Raw genomic sequence first — 18106 nt, 5'->3', positions numbered from 1 at the left:
AAATAAGCGTACATCCTACCTGCTCTGGCGGCCGCTGGCAGCCGCCGGCTGGGCTTTAATGGGAATTGCCAGGCGCTGGCGCGTCTACGGGCGCAAGCAGCGGGGCGAACAAGGGCGCCACGAACCCGGCCGCGTCGTCACCCAGGTGGTTGTCGTCCATGTACAGCGAACGCCCGGCAGACTCGGCCACGCAGGTCATGCCATCGGCGCAGAACAGCTGGGTCGTATCGAGGATGCGCACCTGGGGATCACTGGCCGCCAGCTCGGCGAACAGCCCCTGCATGAACGCCTGACGCTGTCGGTGTTCGCGCAGCGGGCGCCCGATGCCGTCGGTCGATCGCTGGAGCATGGCCAGGCGGCTCAGCCGGTAAGGTGCGTTGGCGTTCTGCAAAGGGACTTCATCGAGCAGCCAGACCCGGCTGCCCGCCTGGCGCAAGGCTCGGACTTCGCGCTTGAGCGCTTCGGCCATCTGCACCGGCGCATCGGTACCGGGCAAGCGATAGGTCAGGTCGCCATACTCGTCGCCATACAGGTACAACGTCCAGCGCGCGACCAGCACCACGTCGCGCTGCGGCGCCTGCGCGATCACGCTGCGGACCTGCGCATTGAACTGCCGGCACAGGTCGTTGCGCTCCAGCCCCGCGACCGGTACGCAGCCGGCCGAGCTGGCCAGATCGAGTGCCTGCCCGGTGCGCTCGCTGTGCACGCGCAGCGCCGGCATCAGCGCGGCTGCATGGCTGTCGCCCCAGATCAGCGGTGGCAGCACGTCTTTGCTCCGGCGTCCGAGGTGACAGATGAGGCGTTCGGGCGCAGTGGTTTTCTCGAACATGCAGTCACGCTGCCCGGCATGCCATTCGCCGGCCTCGGCGTAGGCCAATGCCTGCGCCGACAGCCGCGACGGTACGCCATCGCTCCAGCGCAGGGATTGCCCCGCCAGGCCCACCACCACCATGGCCAGCAATGCGGCCAACAGCGCCTGACGCGGCTGGGCCAGCCAGCGCCGACCGCGCAGGGGCGTTTCGACCCAGCGCCAGGACAGGTAGCCGAGCAGCAGACTGCCCAGGATCAGCGCAAGGTTTTCGTGCCCAGCGATACCGTCCACGGCGGCATAGTCGGCGAATACGTGCACCGGCCAGTGCCACAGGTACCAGGAATAGGAGATCAAGCCCACCGCCACCATCGGCCGCGTGCCCAGCAGCCGTGACAGCCAGGTCGGCTGGCTGGCGCCGGACCAGATGATCGCCAGCGTGCCCAACACCGGCAGCAGTGCCGCCATGCCGGGGAACGCGGTACGCCAGTCATAGCAGGCAATGGCCACGCCCACGGCAGCGATCCCGGCGGTGGCCACGCCCTGACGCACGGCCACTGTCAGTGGGCGCTGGACCACCGGCGCCACCGCCAGCAGGCTGCCGGCCAACAGTTCCCACGCGCGCGCCGGCAATAGAAAGAATGCCTGCGCCGGGGCTTGCTGAACCTGCCAGACGCTCACCGCAAACGATGCCAGGGCAATGCCGAACAAGCCTCTGCGCCATGCCTTCACATACCGGCCGAGCACGGCCAGCAACAGCGGCAAGAGAATGTAGAACTGCTCTTCCACCGCCAGCGACCAGGTGTGCAGCAGTGGCTTGAGCTCCGAATCGGTATCGAAATAGCCGTCCTGCCGGGCGAACAGCACGTTGGACATGAACATGGCCTGGTAGCGCGCCGAGCGCCCCAGCTCTTCATAGTCACGCGGCACCAGCAGGAACCAGCCAACGATCAGACAGGCCACCACCATCACCACCAGGGCGGGCAGGATCCGCCGCGCACGGCGCACCCAGAACTCCACAAAACTGAAGTGGCCCGAGGCACGCTCGCGGCAGATGATCGAGGTGATCAGATAACCCGAGATCACGAAGAACACGTCAACGCCGACGAACCCGCCGGCAAAACCTGGAATACCAAAGTGGAACAACACCACGGCAATGACCGCCACGGCGCGCAAGCCGTCGATGTCACGTCGATAGGCTAGGTGAGTCATAACAATCCTTGTCGGCCGAACGGGTCTGGCATGGCTATGCAACGTTGAAAATGCGAATGGCGCCGCAAGGGCGCCATTCGGATCAAGCAGCGGGTGGGCTTACTTGCGTTTCATCGACAGGAAGAACTCGTCGTTGGTCTTAGTCTGCTTGAGCTTGTCGATCAGGAACTCGATGGCCGCCACTTCGTCCATCGGGTGCAGCAGCTTGCGCAGGATCCACATGCGCTGCAGTTCGTCGTCGGCGGTCAGCAGCTCTTCGCGACGGGTACCGGAACGGTTGATGTTGATGGCCGGGAAGACGCGCTTCTCGGCGATCTTGCGGTCCAGGGGCAGTTCCATGTTGCCGGTACCCTTGAACTCTTCGTAGATCACTTCGTCCATCTTCGAGCCGGTTTCGACCAGCGCGGTGGCGATGATGGTCAGCGAACCGCCTTCCTCGATGTTACGCGCGGCACCGAAGAAACGCTTGGGCTTCTCCAGGGCATGGGCGTCGACACCACCGGTCAGGACCTTGCCGGAGCTCGGGATCACGGTGTTGTAGGCACGCGCCAGGCGAGTGATGGAGTCGAGCAGGATGACCACATCCTTCTTGTGCTCGACCAGGCGCTTGGCCTTCTCGATCACCATCTCGGCCACTTGCACGTGGCGGGTTGGCGGCTCGTCGAAGGTCGAGGCGACCACTTCGCCGCGCACGGTGCGCTGCATCTCGGTGACTTCTTCCGGACGCTCGTCGATCAGCAGGACGATCAGGTGGCATTCAGGGTTGTTGCGCGTGATGTTCGACGCGATGTTCTGCAGCATGATGGTCTTGCCCGCTTTCGGCGGAGCGACGATCAGGCCACGCTGGCCCTTGCCGATCGGTGCGCACAGGTCGATGACACGACCGGTGAGGTCTTCGGTGGAACCGTTGCCGGCTTCCATCTTCATGCGCACCGTAGGGAACAGCGGCGTGAGGTTTTCGAAGAGAATCTTGTTTTTCGCGTTTTCCGGACGGTCGAAGTTGATGGTATCGACTTTCAACAGGGCGAAATAACGCTCGCCTTCCTTGGGCGGACGGATCTTGCCGACGATGGTGTCGCCGGTACGCAGGTTGAAGCGGCGGATCTGGCTGGGCGAGACGTAGATGTCGTCTGGGCCGGCCAGGTACGAGGCGTCAGCCGAACGCAGGAAGCCGAAGCCGTCCTGGAGAATCTCCAGCACGCCATCACCGGAGATTTCCTCACCGCTTTTGGCGTGCTTCTTCAACAGGGAGAAAATCACATCCTGCTTGCGCGAACGGGCCATATTTTCTATGCCCATCTGTTCGGCCATTTCGAGCAGATCGGTGATCGGCTTTTGCTTGAGTTCAGTCAGGTTCATAAGGGAATGACGTAATCATGTATGGAGGGGAGAAATTAAGCTTTGGGCTTAATGAGGCCGCGCCGCAGAGAAGGCGACAGGATCGCGTACTGATTCGAGTAGGAGTGCGTCGGCGACGGCTTGCAGGGGGCAGAGGAGAAACCAATGCGAGGCCGAATGTAACACCTCGATTTGTAGGCGTCCAGTATCGCGCCCAGAAAAAAGCCCCGACGAATGCGGGGCCTTTCAGGTATCAGATATTGGCGTCCAGGAAGGCTGCCAACTGCGACTTGGACAGCGCGCCGACCTTGGTCGCCTCGACGTTGCCGTTCTTGAACAGCATCAGCGTCGGGATACCGCGCACGCCATGCTTGGCCGGGGTTTCCTGATTCTCGTCGATGTTGAGCTTGGCGACGGTCAGCTTGCCCTTGTAGGTTTCGGCGATTTCGTCGAGCACCGGGGCGATCATCTTGCACGGGCCACACCATTCGGCCCAGTAGTCGACGAGTACAGCACCGTCAGCCTTGAGTACATCTGCTTCGAAGCTGGCGTCGCTGACGTGCTTGATAAGGTCGCTGCTCATGGAGTGTCTCCGTGGTCATATTCGGAAAGAAAAACGTGGCCCATCATAGCGGCACAGCGCTGCTACAGGAAGCCGATGATCATTGATCATCACTATGAACATCGGTGATACAGGCAATGGAACCCCGCTCGGCGCACCAGGAATGACCGCAGGCACTGCCCAGTGCGCTCCGCAACGGTGCGCGGCCAGTCCGGCACAGAGCACTCGTTGTAGCTCGAACCCCGATCCCACGCCGCGGCGCACGCCCCCTGCCCCATTCTGGCACGCGCTGTGCTACCTCCCTGGCAACCTCGACTCGATCGCAATCGGAGTATCGCCATGATTTCGCGCTGCAGCCTGCTGTTCACCGCCCTGGTCGCCAGTTTCATGCTGGGCCAGGCAGCCCATGCCGATGGCTTGAGCGACATCACCGAGCGCGGCACCTTGCGCGTTGCCGTGCCGCAGGATTTCCCGCCGTTCGGCTCGGTCGGCCCCGACATGCAACCGCGCGGACTGGACATCGACACGGCCAAGCTGATCGCCGACCAACTCAAAGTGAAGCTGCAGCTCACTCCGGTGAACTCCACCAACCGCATTCCCTACCTCACCACCGGCAAGGTCGACCTGGTGATCTCCAGCCTGGGCAAGAATGCCGAGCGTGAACAGGTCATCGATTTCTCCAGTGCCTACGCGCCGTTCTACCTGGCCGTGTTCGGCCCGCCGGAAGCGCCGATCGCCACGCTGGACGACCTCAAGGGCAAGACCATCAGCGTGACCCGTGGCGCCATCGAAGACATCGAGCTGAGCAAGGTCGCGCCCGAAGGCCTCACCATCAAGCGCTTCGAAGACAACAACTCGACCATCGCCGCCTACCTCGCCGGCCAGACAGACCTGATCGCCAGCGGCAACGTGGTGATGGTGGCCATCTCGGAAAAGAACCCTAAACGCATTCCAGCCTTGAAGATCAAGCTCAAGGACTCGCCGGTGTACGTGGGCATCAACAAGCAACAGCCCGAGCTGCTGGCCAAGGTCAATCAGATCATCGCTGCGGGCAAGAGTGACGGCAGCCTGGAAAAGAATGCGCAGACCTGGCTGAAGCAGCCGCTGCCCGCCGACCTCTGATTGTCGAGCGCACCCAATGGCCTATCAGTTCGCTTTCGCCCCGGTACTCGCACAGGCCGACCTGCTGCTCAAGGGTGCGCTGTTCACCCTTGAGCTCACCGCCATCGGCGCACTGCTCGGGGTAGCCGTGGGCATCGTCGGCGGCGCCGTGCGGGCCTGGCAGATCAAGCCGTTCGCCGGCCTCTTCGGGGTCTACGTGGAGCTCATCCGCAACACGCCCTTCCTGGTCCAGCTGTTCTTCATTTTCTTCGGCCTGCCCAGCCTGGGCGTGCAGATCAGCGAGTGGCAGGCCGCGGTGCTGGCCATGGTGGTCAACCTGGGGGCGTATTCCACCGAGATCATCCGCGCGGGCATCCAGGCCGTGCCAAAGGGGCAGCTCGAAGCCTCTGCGGCCCTGGCCATGAGCCGCTTCGAGGCGTTTCGCTACGTGGTCCTGCAGCCGGCCCTGGCCAAGGTCTGGCCCGCGCTGAGCAGCCAGATCATCATCGTCATGCTGGGTTCGGCGGTGTGCTCGCAGATCGCCACGCAGGAGCTGAGCTTCTACGCCAATTTCATCCAGTCGCGCAATTTCCGCGCCTTCGAGACGTATCTGCTGACCACCCTGGTGTACCTGGTCATGTCGATCCTGATCCGCATGCTGCTGAACTGGCTGGGTCGGCGTTTCATCATGAGGAACAGCTGATGGATTTCACCCTGTGGGACATCGTGCGCAACCTGCTCATCGGCCTGCAATGGACCCTGGCCTTGAGCCTGGTGGCGTTCATTGGCGGTGGTTTGATCGGCTTGCTGGTGATGACCCTGCGCATCTCGCCCACGCATCCGCTGCGCACGCTGGCACGCTGCTATATCGAAGTGTTCCAGGGCACGCCTCTGTTGATGCAGCTGTTTCTGGTGTTCTTCGGCGTGGCGCTGATGGGCGTGGACATCTCGCCCTGGGTGGCCGCCGCCCTGGCCCTGACGCTGTTCACCAGCGCCTATCTGGCCGAGATCTGGCGCGGCTGCGTGGAGTCCATCGGCAACGGCCAGTGGGAAGCCTCCGCCAGCCTGGCGCTTACCCGCAACGAGCAGCTGCGCCACGTGATCCTGCCCCAGGCCTTGCGCATTGCCGTGGCGCCGACCGTGGGCTTCTCGGTGCAAGTGGTCAAGGGCACCGCAGTAACCTCGATCATCGGCTTCACCGAGCTGACCAAGACCGGCAGCATGCTGGCCAACGCCACCTTCGAACCCTTCATGGTCTACGGCTTCGTCGCCCTGGGCTACTTCGCCCTGTGCTACCCGCTGTCGCTCAGTGCCCGCTATCTGGAAAGGAGGCTGCATGCCGCTGCTTAGGATTTCCGCCCTGCACAAGTACTACGGCGATCATCATGTGCTCAAGGGCATCGACCTGAGTGTGGACGAAGGTCAGGTGGTCGCGATCATCGGTCGCAGCGGCTCGGGCAAGAGCACCTTGCTGCGTACCCTGAACGGCCTGGAATCGATCAACGACGGCGTCATCGAAGTCGACGGTGAATACCTGGATGCGGCGCGCGCCGACTTGCGCAGCCTGCGCCAGAAGGTCGGCATGGTGTTCCAGCAGTTCAACCTGTTCCCGCACCTGAGCGTGGGCGAAAACGTGATGCTGGCCCCTCAGGTGGTGCAGAAAGTGCCCAAGGCTCGCGCCCGCGAACTGGCTCGCGAGATGCTCGAACGGGTCGGCCTGGGCGAGAAGTTCGATGCGTTCCCCGAACGTCTGTCCGGCGGCCAGCAACAGCGCGTGGCGATCGCCCGCGCACTGGCCATGTCGCCCAAGGTGCTGCTGTGCGACGAGATCACCTCGGCGCTGGACCCGGAGCTGGTCAACGAGGTGCTCAGCGTGGTGCGCAAGCTGGCCGAAGACGGCATGACCCTGATCATGGTCACCCACGAAATGCGCTTCGCCCGCGAGGTCGGCGACAAGCTGGTGTTCATGCACCATGGCAAGGTGCACGAGGTGGGCGATCCCAAGGAATTGTTCGTCAATCCGCGCACGCCCGAGCTGGCGCAGTTCATCGGCATGCAGCCGGCATGAATGCCGTTCGGGCTCGCCAGAGCTCGGACCTTGGGGCAAAGATCAGGATGGCGCGTTGGCGCCGTCGCCTGATCGTGGCACGATGCGGGGGTTAACGACCGAGATCCTTTGACCATGCCGCAGACCAAAGCCAAGAACCTGTCCCTGATCGCCGCCATCGACCTGGGCTCGAACAGCTTTCATATGGTGGTGGCCAAGGCCCACGTCAATGAAATCCGCATCCTCGAACGCCTGGGCGAAAAGGTCCAGCTGGCCGCCGGCATCGACGAAGAGCGCAAGCTCAGCGAAGAGTCGATGCAGCGCGGTCTGGACTGCCTCAAGCGCTTCGCCCAACTGATCAACGGCCTGCCCCTGGGCGCGGTGCGCATCGTGGGCACCAACGCCCTGCGCGAAGCCCGCAACCGCAACGAATTCATCGTCCGCGCCGAGCAGATCCTCGGCCATCCGGTAGAGGTCATCTCGGGCCGCGAAGAGGCCCGCCTCATCTATCTGGGCGTCTCCCACACCCTGGCCGACACGCCGGGCAAGCGCCTGGTCGCCGACATCGGCGGCGGCAGCACCGAGTTCATCATCGGCCAGCGCTTCGAACCCCTGCTGCGCGAGAGCCTGCAGATGGGCTGCGTGAGCTACACCCAGCGTTACTTCCGCGATGGCAAGATCACCCCGGCCCGCTACGCCCAGGCGTATACGGCGGCGCGCCTGGAGATCATGAGCATCGAGAATGCCCTGCACCGGCTCAGCTGGGACGAGGCCATCGGCTCCTCCGGCACCATCCGCGCCATCGGCCTGGCCCTCAAGGCCGGCGGCCAGGGCAGCGGCGAGGTCAATGCCGAGGGGCTGGCCTGGCTCAAGCGCAAGCTGTTCAAGCTGGGCGATGTCGACAAGATCGATTTCGACGGCATCAAGCCGGACCGCCGGACCATCTTTCCCGCCGGGCTGGCGATTCTCGAAGCGATCTTCGATGCCCTCGCCCTGCAGCGCATGGACCATTGCGATGGCGCCCTGCGCGAAGGCGTGCTGTACGACCTGTTGGGCCGTCATCACCACGAAGATGTGCGCGAACGTACTTTGGGTTCGTTGATGACCCGCTACCACGTCGATGTCGAGCAGGCCGAGCGCGTCGAGCGCAAGGCGCTGCATGCCTTCGACCAGGTGGCGGCGGACTGGGAGCTGGAAGACGGGGTCTGGCGCGAGCTGCTGGGCTGGGCGGCGAAGGTTCACGAGATAGGCCTGGACATTGCCCATTACCATTACCACAAGCACGGCGCCTACCTGATCGAACACTCCGACCTGGCCGGGTTCTCGCGCGAAGACCAGCAGATGCTGGCGCTGCTGGTGCGCGGCCACCGCCGCAACATTCCCAAGGACAAGTTCGCCGAGTTCGGCGACGACGGTGTGCAGTTGATCCGTCTGTGCGTGCTGCTGCGCTTCGCCATCCTGTTCCACCACATCCGTGGTACCCAGGAGATGCCGGCGGTGTCCCTGCATGCCAAGGCCAAGAGCCTGGATGTAGTGTTCCCCGATGGCTGGCTGGAGAACAACCAGCTGACCCAGGCCGACTTCGCCCAGGAAGCCGAATGGCTGACCCGCGTAGGCTTTACCCTCACCGTGCGCTGAGATCGCACCGCCATCTGCCCGATACACCGCAGCGCATGTTTCGCGGCCGATGACCGCTCCTACGGTGCAACGCGATTCCCGTAGGAGCGGCCAGTGGCCGCGAACGCCGCACCGCCATCTGCCCGATACACCGCAGCGCCTGTTTCGCGGCCGATGACCGCTCCTACGGTGCAACGCGATTCCCGTAGGAGCGGCCAGTGGCCGCGAAAGCCGCACCGCCGATCTTGCTGGCTGCTAGCGCACCGGCAGGATCGGGTTGCTCAGCCGTTCGAGCAGCGTGTCCTGCGCGCTGCGGGCGTTCTGGTTGCCGGTCGGGGTGTTGCGCACGTAGCGCCCGTCGGCCTGCAGGATCCAGGAATGGGTATTGTCGGTCAGGTAGCTTTCCAGCTCCTTCTTGACCCGCACGATCAGCTTCTTGCCTTCCACCGGGAAACAGGTTTCGACACGCTTGTCGAGGTTGCGCTCCATCCAGTCGGCACTGGACAGGAACATCTGCTCCTCGCCTCCGTTGAGGAAGTAGAACACCCGCGTGTGCTCCAGGAACCGCCCGATGATCGAGCGCACATGGATGTTGTGTGACACCCCGGGAATGCCCGGACGCAGGCAGCACATGCCGCGCACCACCAGATCGATGCGCACGCCTGACTGGCTGGCCTTGTACAGCGCGCGAATGACCTTCGGGTCGGTCAGCGAGTTGAACTTGGCAATGATGTGCGCCGGCTTGCCTTCGATGGCGTACTGGGTCTCGCGAGCGATCATGTCGAGCATGCCCTTCTTCAACGTGAAGGGTGCATGCAACAGCTTCTTCATGCGCAAGGTCTTGCCCATGCCGATCAACTGGCTGAACAACTTGCCGACGTCTTCGCACAGTGCATCGTCCGAGGTCAGCAGACTGTAGTCGGTGTACAGCTTGGCATTGCCGGCGTGGTAGTTACCGGTGCCAAGGTGTGCATAGCGTACGATCTCGCCCGCCTCGCGGCGCAGAATGAGCATCATCTTGGCGTGGGTCTTGAAGCCCACCACGCCGTAGATCACCACCGCGCCCGCGGCTTGCAGACGGCTGGCCAGCTGCAGGTTGGACTCCTCGTCGAAGCGCGCGCGCAGCTCGATGACGACGGTGACTTCCTTGCCATTGCGGGCGGCATCCACCAACGCATCGACGATCTCGGAATTGGCACCGCTGCGGTACAGCGTCTGCCGCACGGCCAGCACATGAGGGTCCTTGGCCGCCTGGCGCAGCAGATCGACCACGGGCGTGAACGATTCGAAGGGGTGCAGCAGCAGGATGTCCTGCTTGCTGACCACGCTGAAAATGTTCTCGCTGTTCTGCAACAGCTTCGGAATCTGTGGCGTGAACGGCAGGTACTGCAGCTCGGGATGGCTGTCCAGACCAGTGATGCTGAACAGACGCGTCAGGTTGACCGGACCGTTGACCTGATACAGCTCGGTGTCCGACAGGTTGAATTGCTTGAGCAGATAGTCGGACAGAAGCTTGGGACAGGTGTCGGCCACTTCCAGACGTACCGCATCGCCGTAGCGACGCGAGAACAGCTCGCCGCGCAGCGCACGCGCCAGGTCTTCGACGTCCTCGGTATCGACCGACAGGTCGGCGTTGCGGGTCAGGCGAAATTGATAGCAGCCCTTCACTTTCATGCCTTGGAACAGGTCATCGGCATGGGCATGGATCATCGAGGACAGGAACACGAAATTGTCGCCCGGCCCGCCTACGTCCTCGGGCACCTTGATCACCCGCGGCAGCAACCGCGGTGCCGGAATGATCGCCAGGCCAGAGTCGCGACCGAAGGCATCGACGCCTTCGAGCTCGACGATGAAGTTCAGGCTCTTGTTCACCAGCAGCGGGAACGGGTGCGTAGGGTCCAGGCCGATGGGCGTGATGATCGGCGCGATTTCGTCGCGGAAATAGCGACGCACCCAGGTCTTGAGCTTGGTTGTCCAATGCCGCCGACGAATGAAGCGAACCTGGTGTTTCTCCAGCTCCGGCAACAGGATGTCGTTGAGGATGGCGTACTGGCGATCGACATGGCCATGCACCAGCTCGCTGATCCGCGCCAGCGCCTGATGCGGCTGCAGACCGTCGGCGCCGGCCTGTTCGCGGGCAAAGGTGATCTGCTTCTTAAGCCCTGCGACGCGGATCTCGAAGAATTCGTCGAGGTTGCTGGAAAAGATCAGCAGGAACTTGAGCCGCTCGAGCAGCGGATAGGATTCATCCAACGCCTGCTCCAGCACGCGGATGTTGAACTGCAACTGCGACAGCTCGCGATGGATGTACAGGCTGCTGTCGTCCAGCCCCGGCACGACGATGTGCGGCGCCGGTGCGAGGGCTTCGCTCGGGTGCGCGGGTTCGACGATGGCTTCTATGACCAACGGCGCTTCTACCGGGGTTTCGACCACCGGCTGATCTTGGGTGAGAGCGACTTGAGTCTGGGCTTCGTTGTTCATCTGGCGTTCCCGAGGGCGTAACTGCCCTTTGCAATTGAGCGGCACGGATCGCGTAATGCGTCAGGATGCCATTGACGCCTGCACGCTTGGAAGGGGGGCGCGACAGTTATAAGCATGGATTATGACGGTTGCATGACATGACCGGCCGCATCCACAAGGTGTCTGCGTTCTCAGGTTGACAAGCATTGTTCACGACAAGACACATTTGGACACTTTCATGTATGCCCATGACGGGTTAGGCTGCGCATTCACTTCGCCAGCATCGATAAAATGCTCCAACAATTCCTGAACGATTTTGGCTATTTCGCCCTGTTCCTCGGCACGTTCTTCGAAGGCGAGACCATTCTGGTCCTGGCCGGGTTTCTGGCGTTCCGTGGCTACATGGATATCAACATGGTTGTGGTGGTGGCCTTCTTCGGCAGCTACGCAGGCGACCAGCTATGGTATTTCATGGGCCGCAAGCATGGACGCAAGCTACTGGCGCGCAAACCTCGTTGGCAGCTGTTGGGCGACCGTGCGTTGGAGCACATCCGCCGGCATCCGGACATCTGGGTCCTGAGCTTTCGTTTCGTCTATGGCCTGCGCACCGTCATGCCGGTGGCAATCGGCCTGTCCGGCTACCCACCACGGCGTTACCTGCTGCTCAACGGCATCGGGGCTGCGGTCTGGGCCACGGCACTGGGCCTGGCGGCCTACCATTTCGGCTCGTTCCTCGAACACATGCTGGGCAACGTCAAGAAATACGAGCTGTGGGTCCTTGGCGCGCTGGTGCTGATCGGCGTCCTGCTGTGGGTACGGCGCCGCATCAAGGCCGCACGCATCGCCCGCCAGGCGCGCCTGGAAGCCCCTGCGGCGACGCCTGCGCCCGGTGACGAGCAGCCCTGAGGGCCCGCTCGAACTGAACACACGCCGCCGAGCGTGATCCATGCTACTGAACACATGCCAATGAAGCAGTGGCCACAATCGGAGTTCGACATGACCAAGAAAATCGCGGTGATCCTTTCCGGCTGTGGCGTCTATGACGGCAGCGAAATTCAGGAAAGCGTGATCACCTTGCTGCGCCTGGACCAGCGCGGCTGCGAAGTGCAGTGCTTCGCGCCCGACGTCGCCCAGAAGCATGTGATCAACCACTTGAACGGCGAGGAAATGCCCGAGTCGCGCAACGTGCTGGTGGAATCGGCGCGGATCGCCCGTGGCGAGGTCAAGGACATCGCCCTGGCCAACGCCGACGACTTCGATGCCTTGATCGTTCCAGGCGGATTCGGCGCGGCGAAGAATCTGTCCTCTTTCGCCAGCGACGGCGCCGCCTGCTCGGTCAACCTGCAAGTGCAGGCACTGGCCGAGGCCTTCGCCGAAGCGCGCAAGCCGGTTGGCTTGATCTGCATCTCACCGGCGCTGGCGGCAAAAATCTACGGCCCCGGCGTGACCTGCACCATCGGTACCGATGCCGAAACCGCGCAGGCCATCGAGAAGATGGGTGGCACCCACCAGGAATGCGAAGTGACCGAGATCGTCGAGGACACCGCCCGCAAGCTGGTCAGCACCCCCGCCTACATGAGCGCCAAGACCATCAGCGAAGCCGCCGCCGGCATCAACAAGCTGGTGGACCGGGTGATCGAACTCACCCAGGCCTGACCGCCGAATTCAGGCAGGCACCCGCCGCAGCGTAGCGAGCAGGGTCGCCGCCGCCACGAACAAGCCGGCGAAGGTGCGGTTCATGCGTCGCTGCTGACGCGGCGTGCGCAGCAGCCGCAGCACCTTCGCCGCCAACCCGGTATAGCCGGCCATGACGATCAGGTCCACGGTCACCATGGTGGCTGCAATGGTCAGGTATTGAACCAGCAGTGGCGCGTGCGGATTGATGAATTGCGGCAATACCGCCAGCATGAATACCAGCGCCTTGGGGTTGCCGACGTTCACCAGAAAACCACGCAGCACCAGGCTCGAGGCCTTGCCAGCCGGCTTTTGCCCCGCTTCCTCACCGAGGTCGGCAGGCAGTGCACGCCATTGCTTGAACGCAAGATAGAGCAGATAGAGCACGCCAAACCACTTGATCGCCTGGAACGCCGTGGCCGACGCCGCGAGCACGGCCCCAACGCCAGCCGCAATGATCGCAATTTGCAGAAGCAGCCCCAACTGCAGGCCGATCGCATTCCAATAGCCGCGCAGGAAACCGTGCTGCAAGCCACTGGACATGGACGCGATAGCTCCGGCCCCAGGCGAAAGACTGATGATCCAGCACGCCACCAAAAAGGCCAACCAGGTTTCCAGCAGCATACGAACCTCGACGCTCGAATAGGGACAGCCTAAGGTAAAACGGCGCAGCGAATTTGGCTATGGGCCCGTGCAGGCAGCTCGGCATCAAGCCCCAGTATCAGGCCAATGCCTCGAGCTGCGCCTGCATGTCTTCGAGCAGTTCCAGCGCTTCCATCCACTGCTCTTCCAGCTCACCCTCGCGCACCTTGAGCCTGGCCTGTTGGGCAAGTTGATCGCGCAGTTCATCCTTGCGCGCGGCCTCGTAGAGGGCGCTGTCGGACAAGGCGGCTTCTATCTTCGCCAGTTTCTCGTGCACTTCACCCAGATCGCGCTCCAGCTTGTCGGCCTGGCGCTTGTGCGGTGCCAGTTGCTGACGCAGCGCGGCGGCGGCCTGCCGCTGGGCTTTCTTGTCGGTCTTGTCGAGGTTGACCGGGGTATTGCTGATCGGGGCATGGCGCTGGCGATAATCCACCAGCCAGCGCGCGTAGTCGTCCAGATCGCCATCGAACGGCTCGACCTTGCCATCGGCCACCAACAGGAAATCGTCGGTGGTGCTCTTGAGCAGATGCCGGTCGTGGGACACCACCAGCACCGCGCCACTGAACTCCTGCAGGGCCATGGTCAGGGCCAGGCGCATCTCCAGGTCGAGGTGGTTGGTCGGTTCGTCGAGCAGCAACAGGTTGGGCCGTTCCCAGGCAATCAACGCCAGCGCCAGGCGGGCCTTTTCGCCACCGGAGAAATTCAGCACCGGTTCATCGATGCGCGCGCCACGGAAATCGAAGCCACCGAGGAAGTCGCGCAGTACCTGCTCACGCTCGCCCGGCGCCAGCCGCTGCAGATGCAGCAACGGGCTGGCCTTGCTGTCCAGGGAGTCCAGCTGGTGCTGGGCGAAATAGCCCACCACCAGGTTCTCGCCACGTACCAGGCGTCCGCCGATGGGCGTGAGCTCGCCGGCGAGGTTCTTGATCAGGGTCGACTTGCCCGCGCCATTGGGGCCCAACAGGCCAATCCGCGCACCGGGCGCAAGCTGCAGCTTGACCTTCTCCAGCACAGCCGTTTCGCCGTAGCCCAGCCGACCTTCGGACAGGTCGAGCAAGGGGCTGGAAATCTTCACCGATTCGCGGAACACGAAGTCGAAGGGCGAGTCGACGTGTGCCGCCGACAGCTCTTCCATGCGCTCCAGGGCCTTGATCCGGCTCTGTGCCTGACGCGCCTTGGTGGCCTGGGCCTTGAAGCGCGCAATGTACTTCTCCATGTGCGCGCGCTGCACCTGCTGCTTCTCGTACGCTTGCTGCTGCTGCGCCAGGCGTTCGGCACGGGCGCGTTCGAAGGCGCTGTAGCCACCACGGTACAGGGTCAGCTTCTGCTGTTCGACGTGGGCCACGTGATCGACGACTTCGTCGAGGAAGTCGCGGTCGTGGGAGATCAACAGCAGGGTGCCGGGATAGCCCTTGAGCCAGTCCTCGAGCCACAGGATGGCGTCGAGATCCAGGTGGTTGGTCGGTTCGTCGAGCAGCAGCAGGTCGGAAGGGCACATCAATGCCTGAGCCAGGCTCAGGCGCATCCGCCAGCCCCCGGAAAAATCACCGACCTGACGGTCCATCTGCTCGTTGCTGAAACCAAGCCCTGCGAGCAGCTTGCGTGCACGTGCGTCCGCGGTATAGCCGTCGGCACTGTCGAGCTCGGCATGCAGGCGCGCCTGGGCCGCACCGTCCTGCGTGGCCTCGGCGTCCGCCAGTGCCTGCTGGACTTCGCGCAGACGCACATCGCCATCGAGTACGTAGTCGACCGCAATGCGTTCGAGGGTATCGACTTCCTGGCGCATGTGAGCGATACGCCAATCGGCGGGCAGGTAGCAATTGCCGGAGTCGGGCACAAGCTCGCCGCGCAGCAAGGCGAACAAGCTGGATTTGCCGGCGCCGTTGGCGCCGATGAGGCCGGCTTTCTGACCGGCGTGCAGGGTCAGCTCGGCGTCTTCTAGCAGACGCTGCGGGCCACGCTGTAAAGTGAGGTTCTGAAGTCGGATCATAATGGCGGCGAAGTCTACCAGCTTCCTTGCCCACTGGCGCGAGTAGCACGATGCATGATGAGTTGTGGAAGTTTGCCCTGGACCTCTATGCCCGACCAGGCATCGAAACCACCTGCCTGCAGCTGCAGGCAGGTGGCGCCAACGTGTGCCTGCTGCTGTGCGGTGCCTGGCTGGATGCCAGGGGCGTGGCCTGCACATGCGAACGGGTGACGCTGCTGGAGGCGATCGCCACGCCTTGGCATGAGGACGTGGTGCGACCCTTGCGCGAATTGCGCCAGCAGTGGCGAGCCCAGGCCGTGCAAGACCCTGAGCTGATGCACCTGCGCGAATCGGTCAAGGCACTGGAACTGAACGCCGAACGCCAGTTGCTGCAGCGCCTGCACGATCAGGCCGCACCTTGGCCCCTCGCTACGCAGGGCTTGAGCATGACCTGGCTGCCTGCTTTGCTACCCGCAACGGCCGCGCACTCGAGCGCGGCGTTGCACGTGCTGGGCGTGGCAGCCAGGGAGACTCAGGCTTGGCTCGAAGATGCGTCGCCCTTGTCGTCCTGAGCGCCAGTGGCGGGAGCACCGGACTCGGTCGCACTCGAATGCACGGCTGCGGCAAGCGACTTGGCGGCCGCAGGCTTTCTGGCCGGCCGCGCAGCCGGCTTGGCGGGTGCCTTGGCGTCAGGCTTGACCGCCGCGCCCGGGGCCGCCAGGGCCTTGCGGGTAGTGCTGCGGGAAACCGCCGGCTTGCTCGCAGTGGCTGCGGCAGCTACACGGGTGGTTTTGCTGGCTGCAGGCTTCGCGGCCGCACGTGCAGTCGACCCGGCTGGGGTGCTCTTGGCGGGCGTGCGAGCGGCAGGCTTGGCTGCCGGGCTGGCCGACTTGGCCGCGACCGCAGGGGTTGCCTTGGGCTTGGCCGAACGGGTTTCGATTGCCTTGCTCGCCGCTTCCTGGACGCGCCCTACCCCGGCCGCCAGTTTCAGGCTTTCCTGGGCGTCGCGCTTGAGCTCGACGATGTAGGCGCGGGTTTCGGCCTGGCGGTCCTTGAGCTCGTCGAGCAGTTGTTCGAGTTCGCTCACCGAGTCGTGCGCCTTGGCTTGCTTCTTTTTCTTGCCGGCAGTAGCAGCGTCCTGCACTTTGGTGCGCGACTTGTGCAGTTTTTCCTGAGCCTTGCCGCGCTGCTTCTCGAGCTTGGCGAGCAGTTTTTCAGCATCGGCCAAGGCCTGGGAACATGCACTTTCGAGGTGCTCGAGCAAACTGCCGGAAAGCTGTTGAAGCAAATGCAACGGGGTGTTTACGGGCTTCTTGTTAGCCGACATGGGTTACCTCCTGGCCGATGGGTAGAGGCTCATACTAGACCTGTGGCTGTAGAGCCGCCAGAACATGTTGACTGTGTCCGCGAGGCCCCGTTTCCCGGTCGGTGGCATAATCGGTCCATGCTCGCCGTGTCTTGTCCTGGAGAATGTGATGTTGCCTCGCCTGCTGTTGTCGTTGTCCCTGGTGCCATTGTCCCTGGCCCTGCCACAAGCGCACGCGCAAGCTGCGCCGGACGGTGCCCGCGACCTGGCCTACAGTGTGGGCGCCAGCCTGGGGGAACGCCTGCGCCAGGACGCCCCCGGGCTTCAACTCGACGCCCTGCTCAAGGGCTTGCAGGAGGCGTATCGACAAGAGCCGCTGGCATTGAGCGACGAGCGCATCGGCCAATTGCTGGCTCAGTATCAGGCACAGGCGGACAAGACGGACAAGACGGACAAGCCTGACGAAGCAGCCGATACGGAACAGGCGCTGGCCGCCGAGCGCCGCTTCATGGCCGCCGAACGAGCCAAGGCCGGGGTGCGGGAGATCGCTGAGGGCATTCTGGTAACCGTACTGGAACCTGGCGCAGGGGCACCTGCCACCGCCGATGGACGTGTGCAGGTTCAATACGTGGGGAAGCTGCCCGACGGCAGCGTGTTCGACCAAAGCACCCAGGCGCAGTGGTTTCGCCTGGACAGCGTCATCGAGGGCTGGCGTACGGTGTTGCCGCAGATGCCGGTCGGCGCGAAGTGGCGTGTGGTCATTGCATCGGCGCACGCCTATGGAACAGACGGCGCCGGTGCCTTGATACCACCCAATACACCGCTGACGTTCGACATTCATCTGCTGGCCACGGCCCCTTAGGGCCGCGTCGAAAGAGAGTCACGCCTGGGCGACGGACTCTTCCTTGTGAGCGTTGTGCAAGACCTCGATCAGGCAGTCCTCGAGCTCGAAGCGCTCGTGCAACAACCGACCCAGCTCCTTGAGCTTGTCCAGAATGACGGCGGCATCGGAGCAGTCGCCCTTGTCGCAGTAATCGTTGAAGTCGAGCGCTTTCTGGGTGATTTCGTCGATGCGTGGCCAGATCGTGTCGGCCAGTTCCAGACCACGCTTGTCATTGAACGCCTTGGCTTCGTCGGTCAACTGTTCGTAGATTTCAAAATGGCCGGCCGATGTGTAGTCGACCAGCAAGCCGCAGAAATCCTGCAGCCTCTTGCGATCTTCGACCAGAGCCTGAGGCGTGTCGCCCAATGCATCGAACGCCTTGATCAGCTCATTGCGCTCCTGCAGCCAGCGATCGATCAGCAGGTGAACTCCGCCCCAACGTTCCTGGGCATTCTGGCAACTTTCCAACATGATGAGTGCTTCCCTT

At 63.2% G+C, this 18106-nt stretch carries 16 protein-coding genes and 1 pseudogene; 9 read left to right on the top strand and 8 right to left on the bottom strand.

Going from position 1 to position 18106, the window contains the following annotated elements:
• Positions 1-55 precede the first annotated feature (55 nt).
• From IFU31_RS12540 to trxA, 3 genes are all read right to left on the bottom strand, one after another.
• Positions 56-2020: an acyltransferase family protein gene (locus tag IFU31_RS12540; protein WP_192103141.1), complete on the bottom strand. Its 1965-nt coding sequence runs from the start codon at positions 2018-2020 to the stop codon at positions 56-58.
• 99 nt (positions 2021-2119) lie between these two features.
• Complete coding sequence (gene rho, locus IFU31_RS12535; RefSeq protein ID WP_043192255.1) at positions 2120-3379, bottom strand: transcription termination factor Rho; 1260 nt, start codon at positions 3377-3379, stop codon at positions 2120-2122.
• Between the two features lie 232 nt (positions 3380-3611).
• Positions 3612-3941, bottom strand: coding sequence for a thioredoxin TrxA (gene trxA / locus IFU31_RS12530; protein WP_043192254.1), 330 nt, complete (start codon positions 3939-3941; stop codon positions 3612-3614).
• 318 nt (positions 3942-4259) lie between these two features.
• On the opposite strand from trxA, the gene IFU31_RS12525 reads away from it, so the two are divergent.
• The 5 genes from IFU31_RS12525 to ppx all read left to right on the top strand — a co-directional run bounded on the left by IFU31_RS12525 (position 4260) and on the right by ppx (position 8706).
• On the top strand, positions 4260-5042 hold the full coding sequence (locus tag IFU31_RS12525) for a transporter substrate-binding domain-containing protein (protein ID WP_122479906.1): 783 nt from the start codon (positions 4260-4262) through the stop codon (positions 5040-5042).
• A 16-nt stretch (positions 5043-5058) separates the two neighbouring features.
• On the top strand, positions 5059-5724 hold the full coding sequence (locus IFU31_RS12520; protein WP_056844749.1) for an amino acid ABC transporter permease: 666 nt from the start codon (positions 5059-5061) through the stop codon (positions 5722-5724).
• Positions 5721-6371: an amino acid ABC transporter permease gene (locus IFU31_RS12515; RefSeq protein ID WP_185794800.1), complete on the top strand. Its 651-nt coding sequence runs from the start codon at positions 5721-5723 to the stop codon at positions 6369-6371. Before IFU31_RS12520 ends, IFU31_RS12515 begins: the two co-directional genes overlap by 4 nt.
• On the top strand, positions 6358-7089 hold the full coding sequence (locus tag IFU31_RS12510) for an amino acid ABC transporter ATP-binding protein (protein WP_122479908.1): 732 nt from the start codon (positions 6358-6360) through the stop codon (positions 7087-7089). The genes IFU31_RS12515 and IFU31_RS12510 overlap by 14 nt, the downstream gene beginning before the upstream one ends.
• Before the next feature lie 114 nt (positions 7090-7203).
• Positions 7204-8706, top strand: a complete 1503-nt coding sequence (ppx, locus tag IFU31_RS12505) for an exopolyphosphatase (RefSeq protein ID WP_122480128.1) — start codon at positions 7204-7206, stop codon at positions 8704-8706.
• A gap of 234 nt (positions 8707-8940) precedes the next feature.
• Here ppx and ppk1 read toward each other — a convergent pair whose 3' ends face one another.
• On the bottom strand, positions 8941-11166 hold the full coding sequence (gene ppk1, locus IFU31_RS12500; protein WP_122479909.1) for a polyphosphate kinase 1: 2226 nt from the start codon (positions 11164-11166) through the stop codon (positions 8941-8943).
• 270 nt (positions 11167-11436) lie between these two features.
• On the opposite strand from ppk1, the gene IFU31_RS12495 reads away from it, so the two are divergent.
• Together IFU31_RS12495 and elbB are read left to right on the top strand one after the other, a co-directional pair.
• Positions 11437-12051, top strand: coding sequence for a DedA family protein (locus IFU31_RS12495; RefSeq protein ID WP_122479910.1), 615 nt, complete (start codon positions 11437-11439; stop codon positions 12049-12051).
• A gap of 90 nt (positions 12052-12141) precedes the next feature.
• The gene (elbB, locus tag IFU31_RS12490) at positions 12142-12801 is read left to right on the top strand and encodes an isoprenoid biosynthesis glyoxalase ElbB (RefSeq protein WP_122799748.1); all 660 of its coding nucleotides are present in this window, start codon (positions 12142-12144) and stop codon (positions 12799-12801) included.
• A gap of 9 nt (positions 12802-12810) precedes the next feature.
• Here the strand turns inward: elbB and IFU31_RS12485 are convergent, their stop codons facing one another.
• Both IFU31_RS12485 and IFU31_RS12480 read right to left on the bottom strand, forming a co-directional pair.
• On the bottom strand, positions 12811-13443 hold the full coding sequence (locus IFU31_RS12485) for a LysE family transporter (RefSeq protein WP_185794693.1): 633 nt from the start codon (positions 13441-13443) through the stop codon (positions 12811-12813).
• A gap of 97 nt (positions 13444-13540) precedes the next feature.
• Positions 13541-15451, bottom strand: coding sequence for an ATP-binding cassette domain-containing protein (locus IFU31_RS12480; RefSeq protein WP_192103138.1), 1911 nt, complete (start codon positions 15449-15451; stop codon positions 13541-13543).
• A gap of 50 nt (positions 15452-15501) precedes the next feature.
• On the opposite strand from IFU31_RS12480, the gene IFU31_RS12475 reads away from it, so the two are divergent.
• Positions 15502-16002: a TIGR02444 family protein gene (locus IFU31_RS12475; RefSeq protein ID WP_192103136.1), complete on the top strand. Its 501-nt coding sequence runs from the start codon at positions 15502-15504 to the stop codon at positions 16000-16002.
• Here IFU31_RS12475 and IFU31_RS12470 read toward each other — a convergent pair.
• Positions 15999-16757: pseudogene (locus IFU31_RS12470) on the bottom strand (AlgP family protein); the annotation flags it as partial. The gene IFU31_RS12475 and the pseudogene IFU31_RS12470 sit on opposite strands and share 4 nt — an antisense overlap.
• 148 nt (positions 16758-16905) lie before the next feature.
• Between IFU31_RS12470 and IFU31_RS12465 the strand changes: the two are divergent.
• Positions 16906-17598: an FKBP-type peptidyl-prolyl cis-trans isomerase gene (locus IFU31_RS12465; protein WP_192103133.1), complete on the top strand. Its 693-nt coding sequence runs from the start codon at positions 16906-16908 to the stop codon at positions 17596-17598.
• An 18-nt stretch (positions 17599-17616) separates the two neighbouring features.
• On the opposite strand, the gene rsd is transcribed toward IFU31_RS12465, so the two are convergent.
• A complete protein-coding gene (gene rsd / locus IFU31_RS12460) occupies positions 17617-18090 on the bottom strand; it encodes a sigma D regulator (protein WP_122479915.1) in 474 nt (157 codons plus the stop codon).
• Positions 18091-18106 lie beyond the last annotated feature (16 nt).

The organism is Pseudomonas sp. CFBP 13602, assembly GCF_014842725.1.
Classification (GTDB): Bacteria; Pseudomonadota; Gammaproteobacteria; order Pseudomonadales; family Pseudomonadaceae; genus Aquipseudomonas; species Aquipseudomonas baltica.
Note: the sequence above shows the minus strand (reverse complement) of the source record. Positions and strands in the feature narration are given on the sequence as shown.

Excerpts from the sequence above, each read along its gene's own strand:
- IFU31_RS12540 (WP_192103141.1), bottom strand. The coding sequence starts at position 2,020 with ATGACTCACCTAGCCTATCGACGTGACATCGACGGCTTGCGCGCCGTG.
- rho (WP_043192255.1), bottom strand. The coding sequence starts at position 3,379 with ATGAACCTGACTGAACTCAAGCAAAAGCCGATCACCGATCTGCTCGAA.
- trxA (WP_043192254.1), bottom strand. The coding sequence starts at position 3,941 with ATGAGCAGCGACCTTATCAAGCACGTCAGCGACGCCAGCTTCGAAGCA.
- IFU31_RS12525 (WP_122479906.1), top strand. The coding sequence starts at position 4,260 with ATGATTTCGCGCTGCAGCCTGCTGTTCACCGCCCTGGTCGCCAGTTTC.
- IFU31_RS12520 (WP_056844749.1), top strand. The coding sequence starts at position 5,059 with ATGGCCTATCAGTTCGCTTTCGCCCCGGTACTCGCACAGGCCGACCTG.
- IFU31_RS12510 (WP_122479908.1), top strand. The coding sequence starts at position 6,358 with ATGCCGCTGCTTAGGATTTCCGCCCTGCACAAGTACTACGGCGATCAT.
- ppx (WP_122480128.1), top strand. The coding sequence starts at position 7,204 with ATGCCGCAGACCAAAGCCAAGAACCTGTCCCTGATCGCCGCCATCGAC.
- ppk1 (WP_122479909.1), bottom strand. The coding sequence starts at position 11,166 with ATGAACAACGAAGCCCAGACTCAAGTCGCTCTCACCCAAGATCAGCCG.
- IFU31_RS12495 (WP_122479910.1), top strand. The coding sequence starts at position 11,437 with ATGCTCCAACAATTCCTGAACGATTTTGGCTATTTCGCCCTGTTCCTC.
- elbB (WP_122799748.1), top strand. The coding sequence starts at position 12,142 with ATGACCAAGAAAATCGCGGTGATCCTTTCCGGCTGTGGCGTCTATGAC.
- IFU31_RS12485 (WP_185794693.1), bottom strand. The coding sequence starts at position 13,443 with ATGCTGCTGGAAACCTGGTTGGCCTTTTTGGTGGCGTGCTGGATCATC.
- IFU31_RS12480 (WP_192103138.1), bottom strand. The coding sequence starts at position 15,451 with ATGATCCGACTTCAGAACCTCACTTTACAGCGTGGCCCGCAGCGTCTG.
- IFU31_RS12475 (WP_192103136.1), top strand. The coding sequence starts at position 15,502 with ATGCATGATGAGTTGTGGAAGTTTGCCCTGGACCTCTATGCCCGACCA.
- IFU31_RS12465 (WP_192103133.1), top strand. The coding sequence starts at position 16,906 with ATGTTGCCTCGCCTGCTGTTGTCGTTGTCCCTGGTGCCATTGTCCCTG.
- rsd (WP_122479915.1), bottom strand. The coding sequence starts at position 18,090 with ATGTTGGAAAGTTGCCAGAATGCCCAGGAACGTTGGGGCGGAGTTCAC.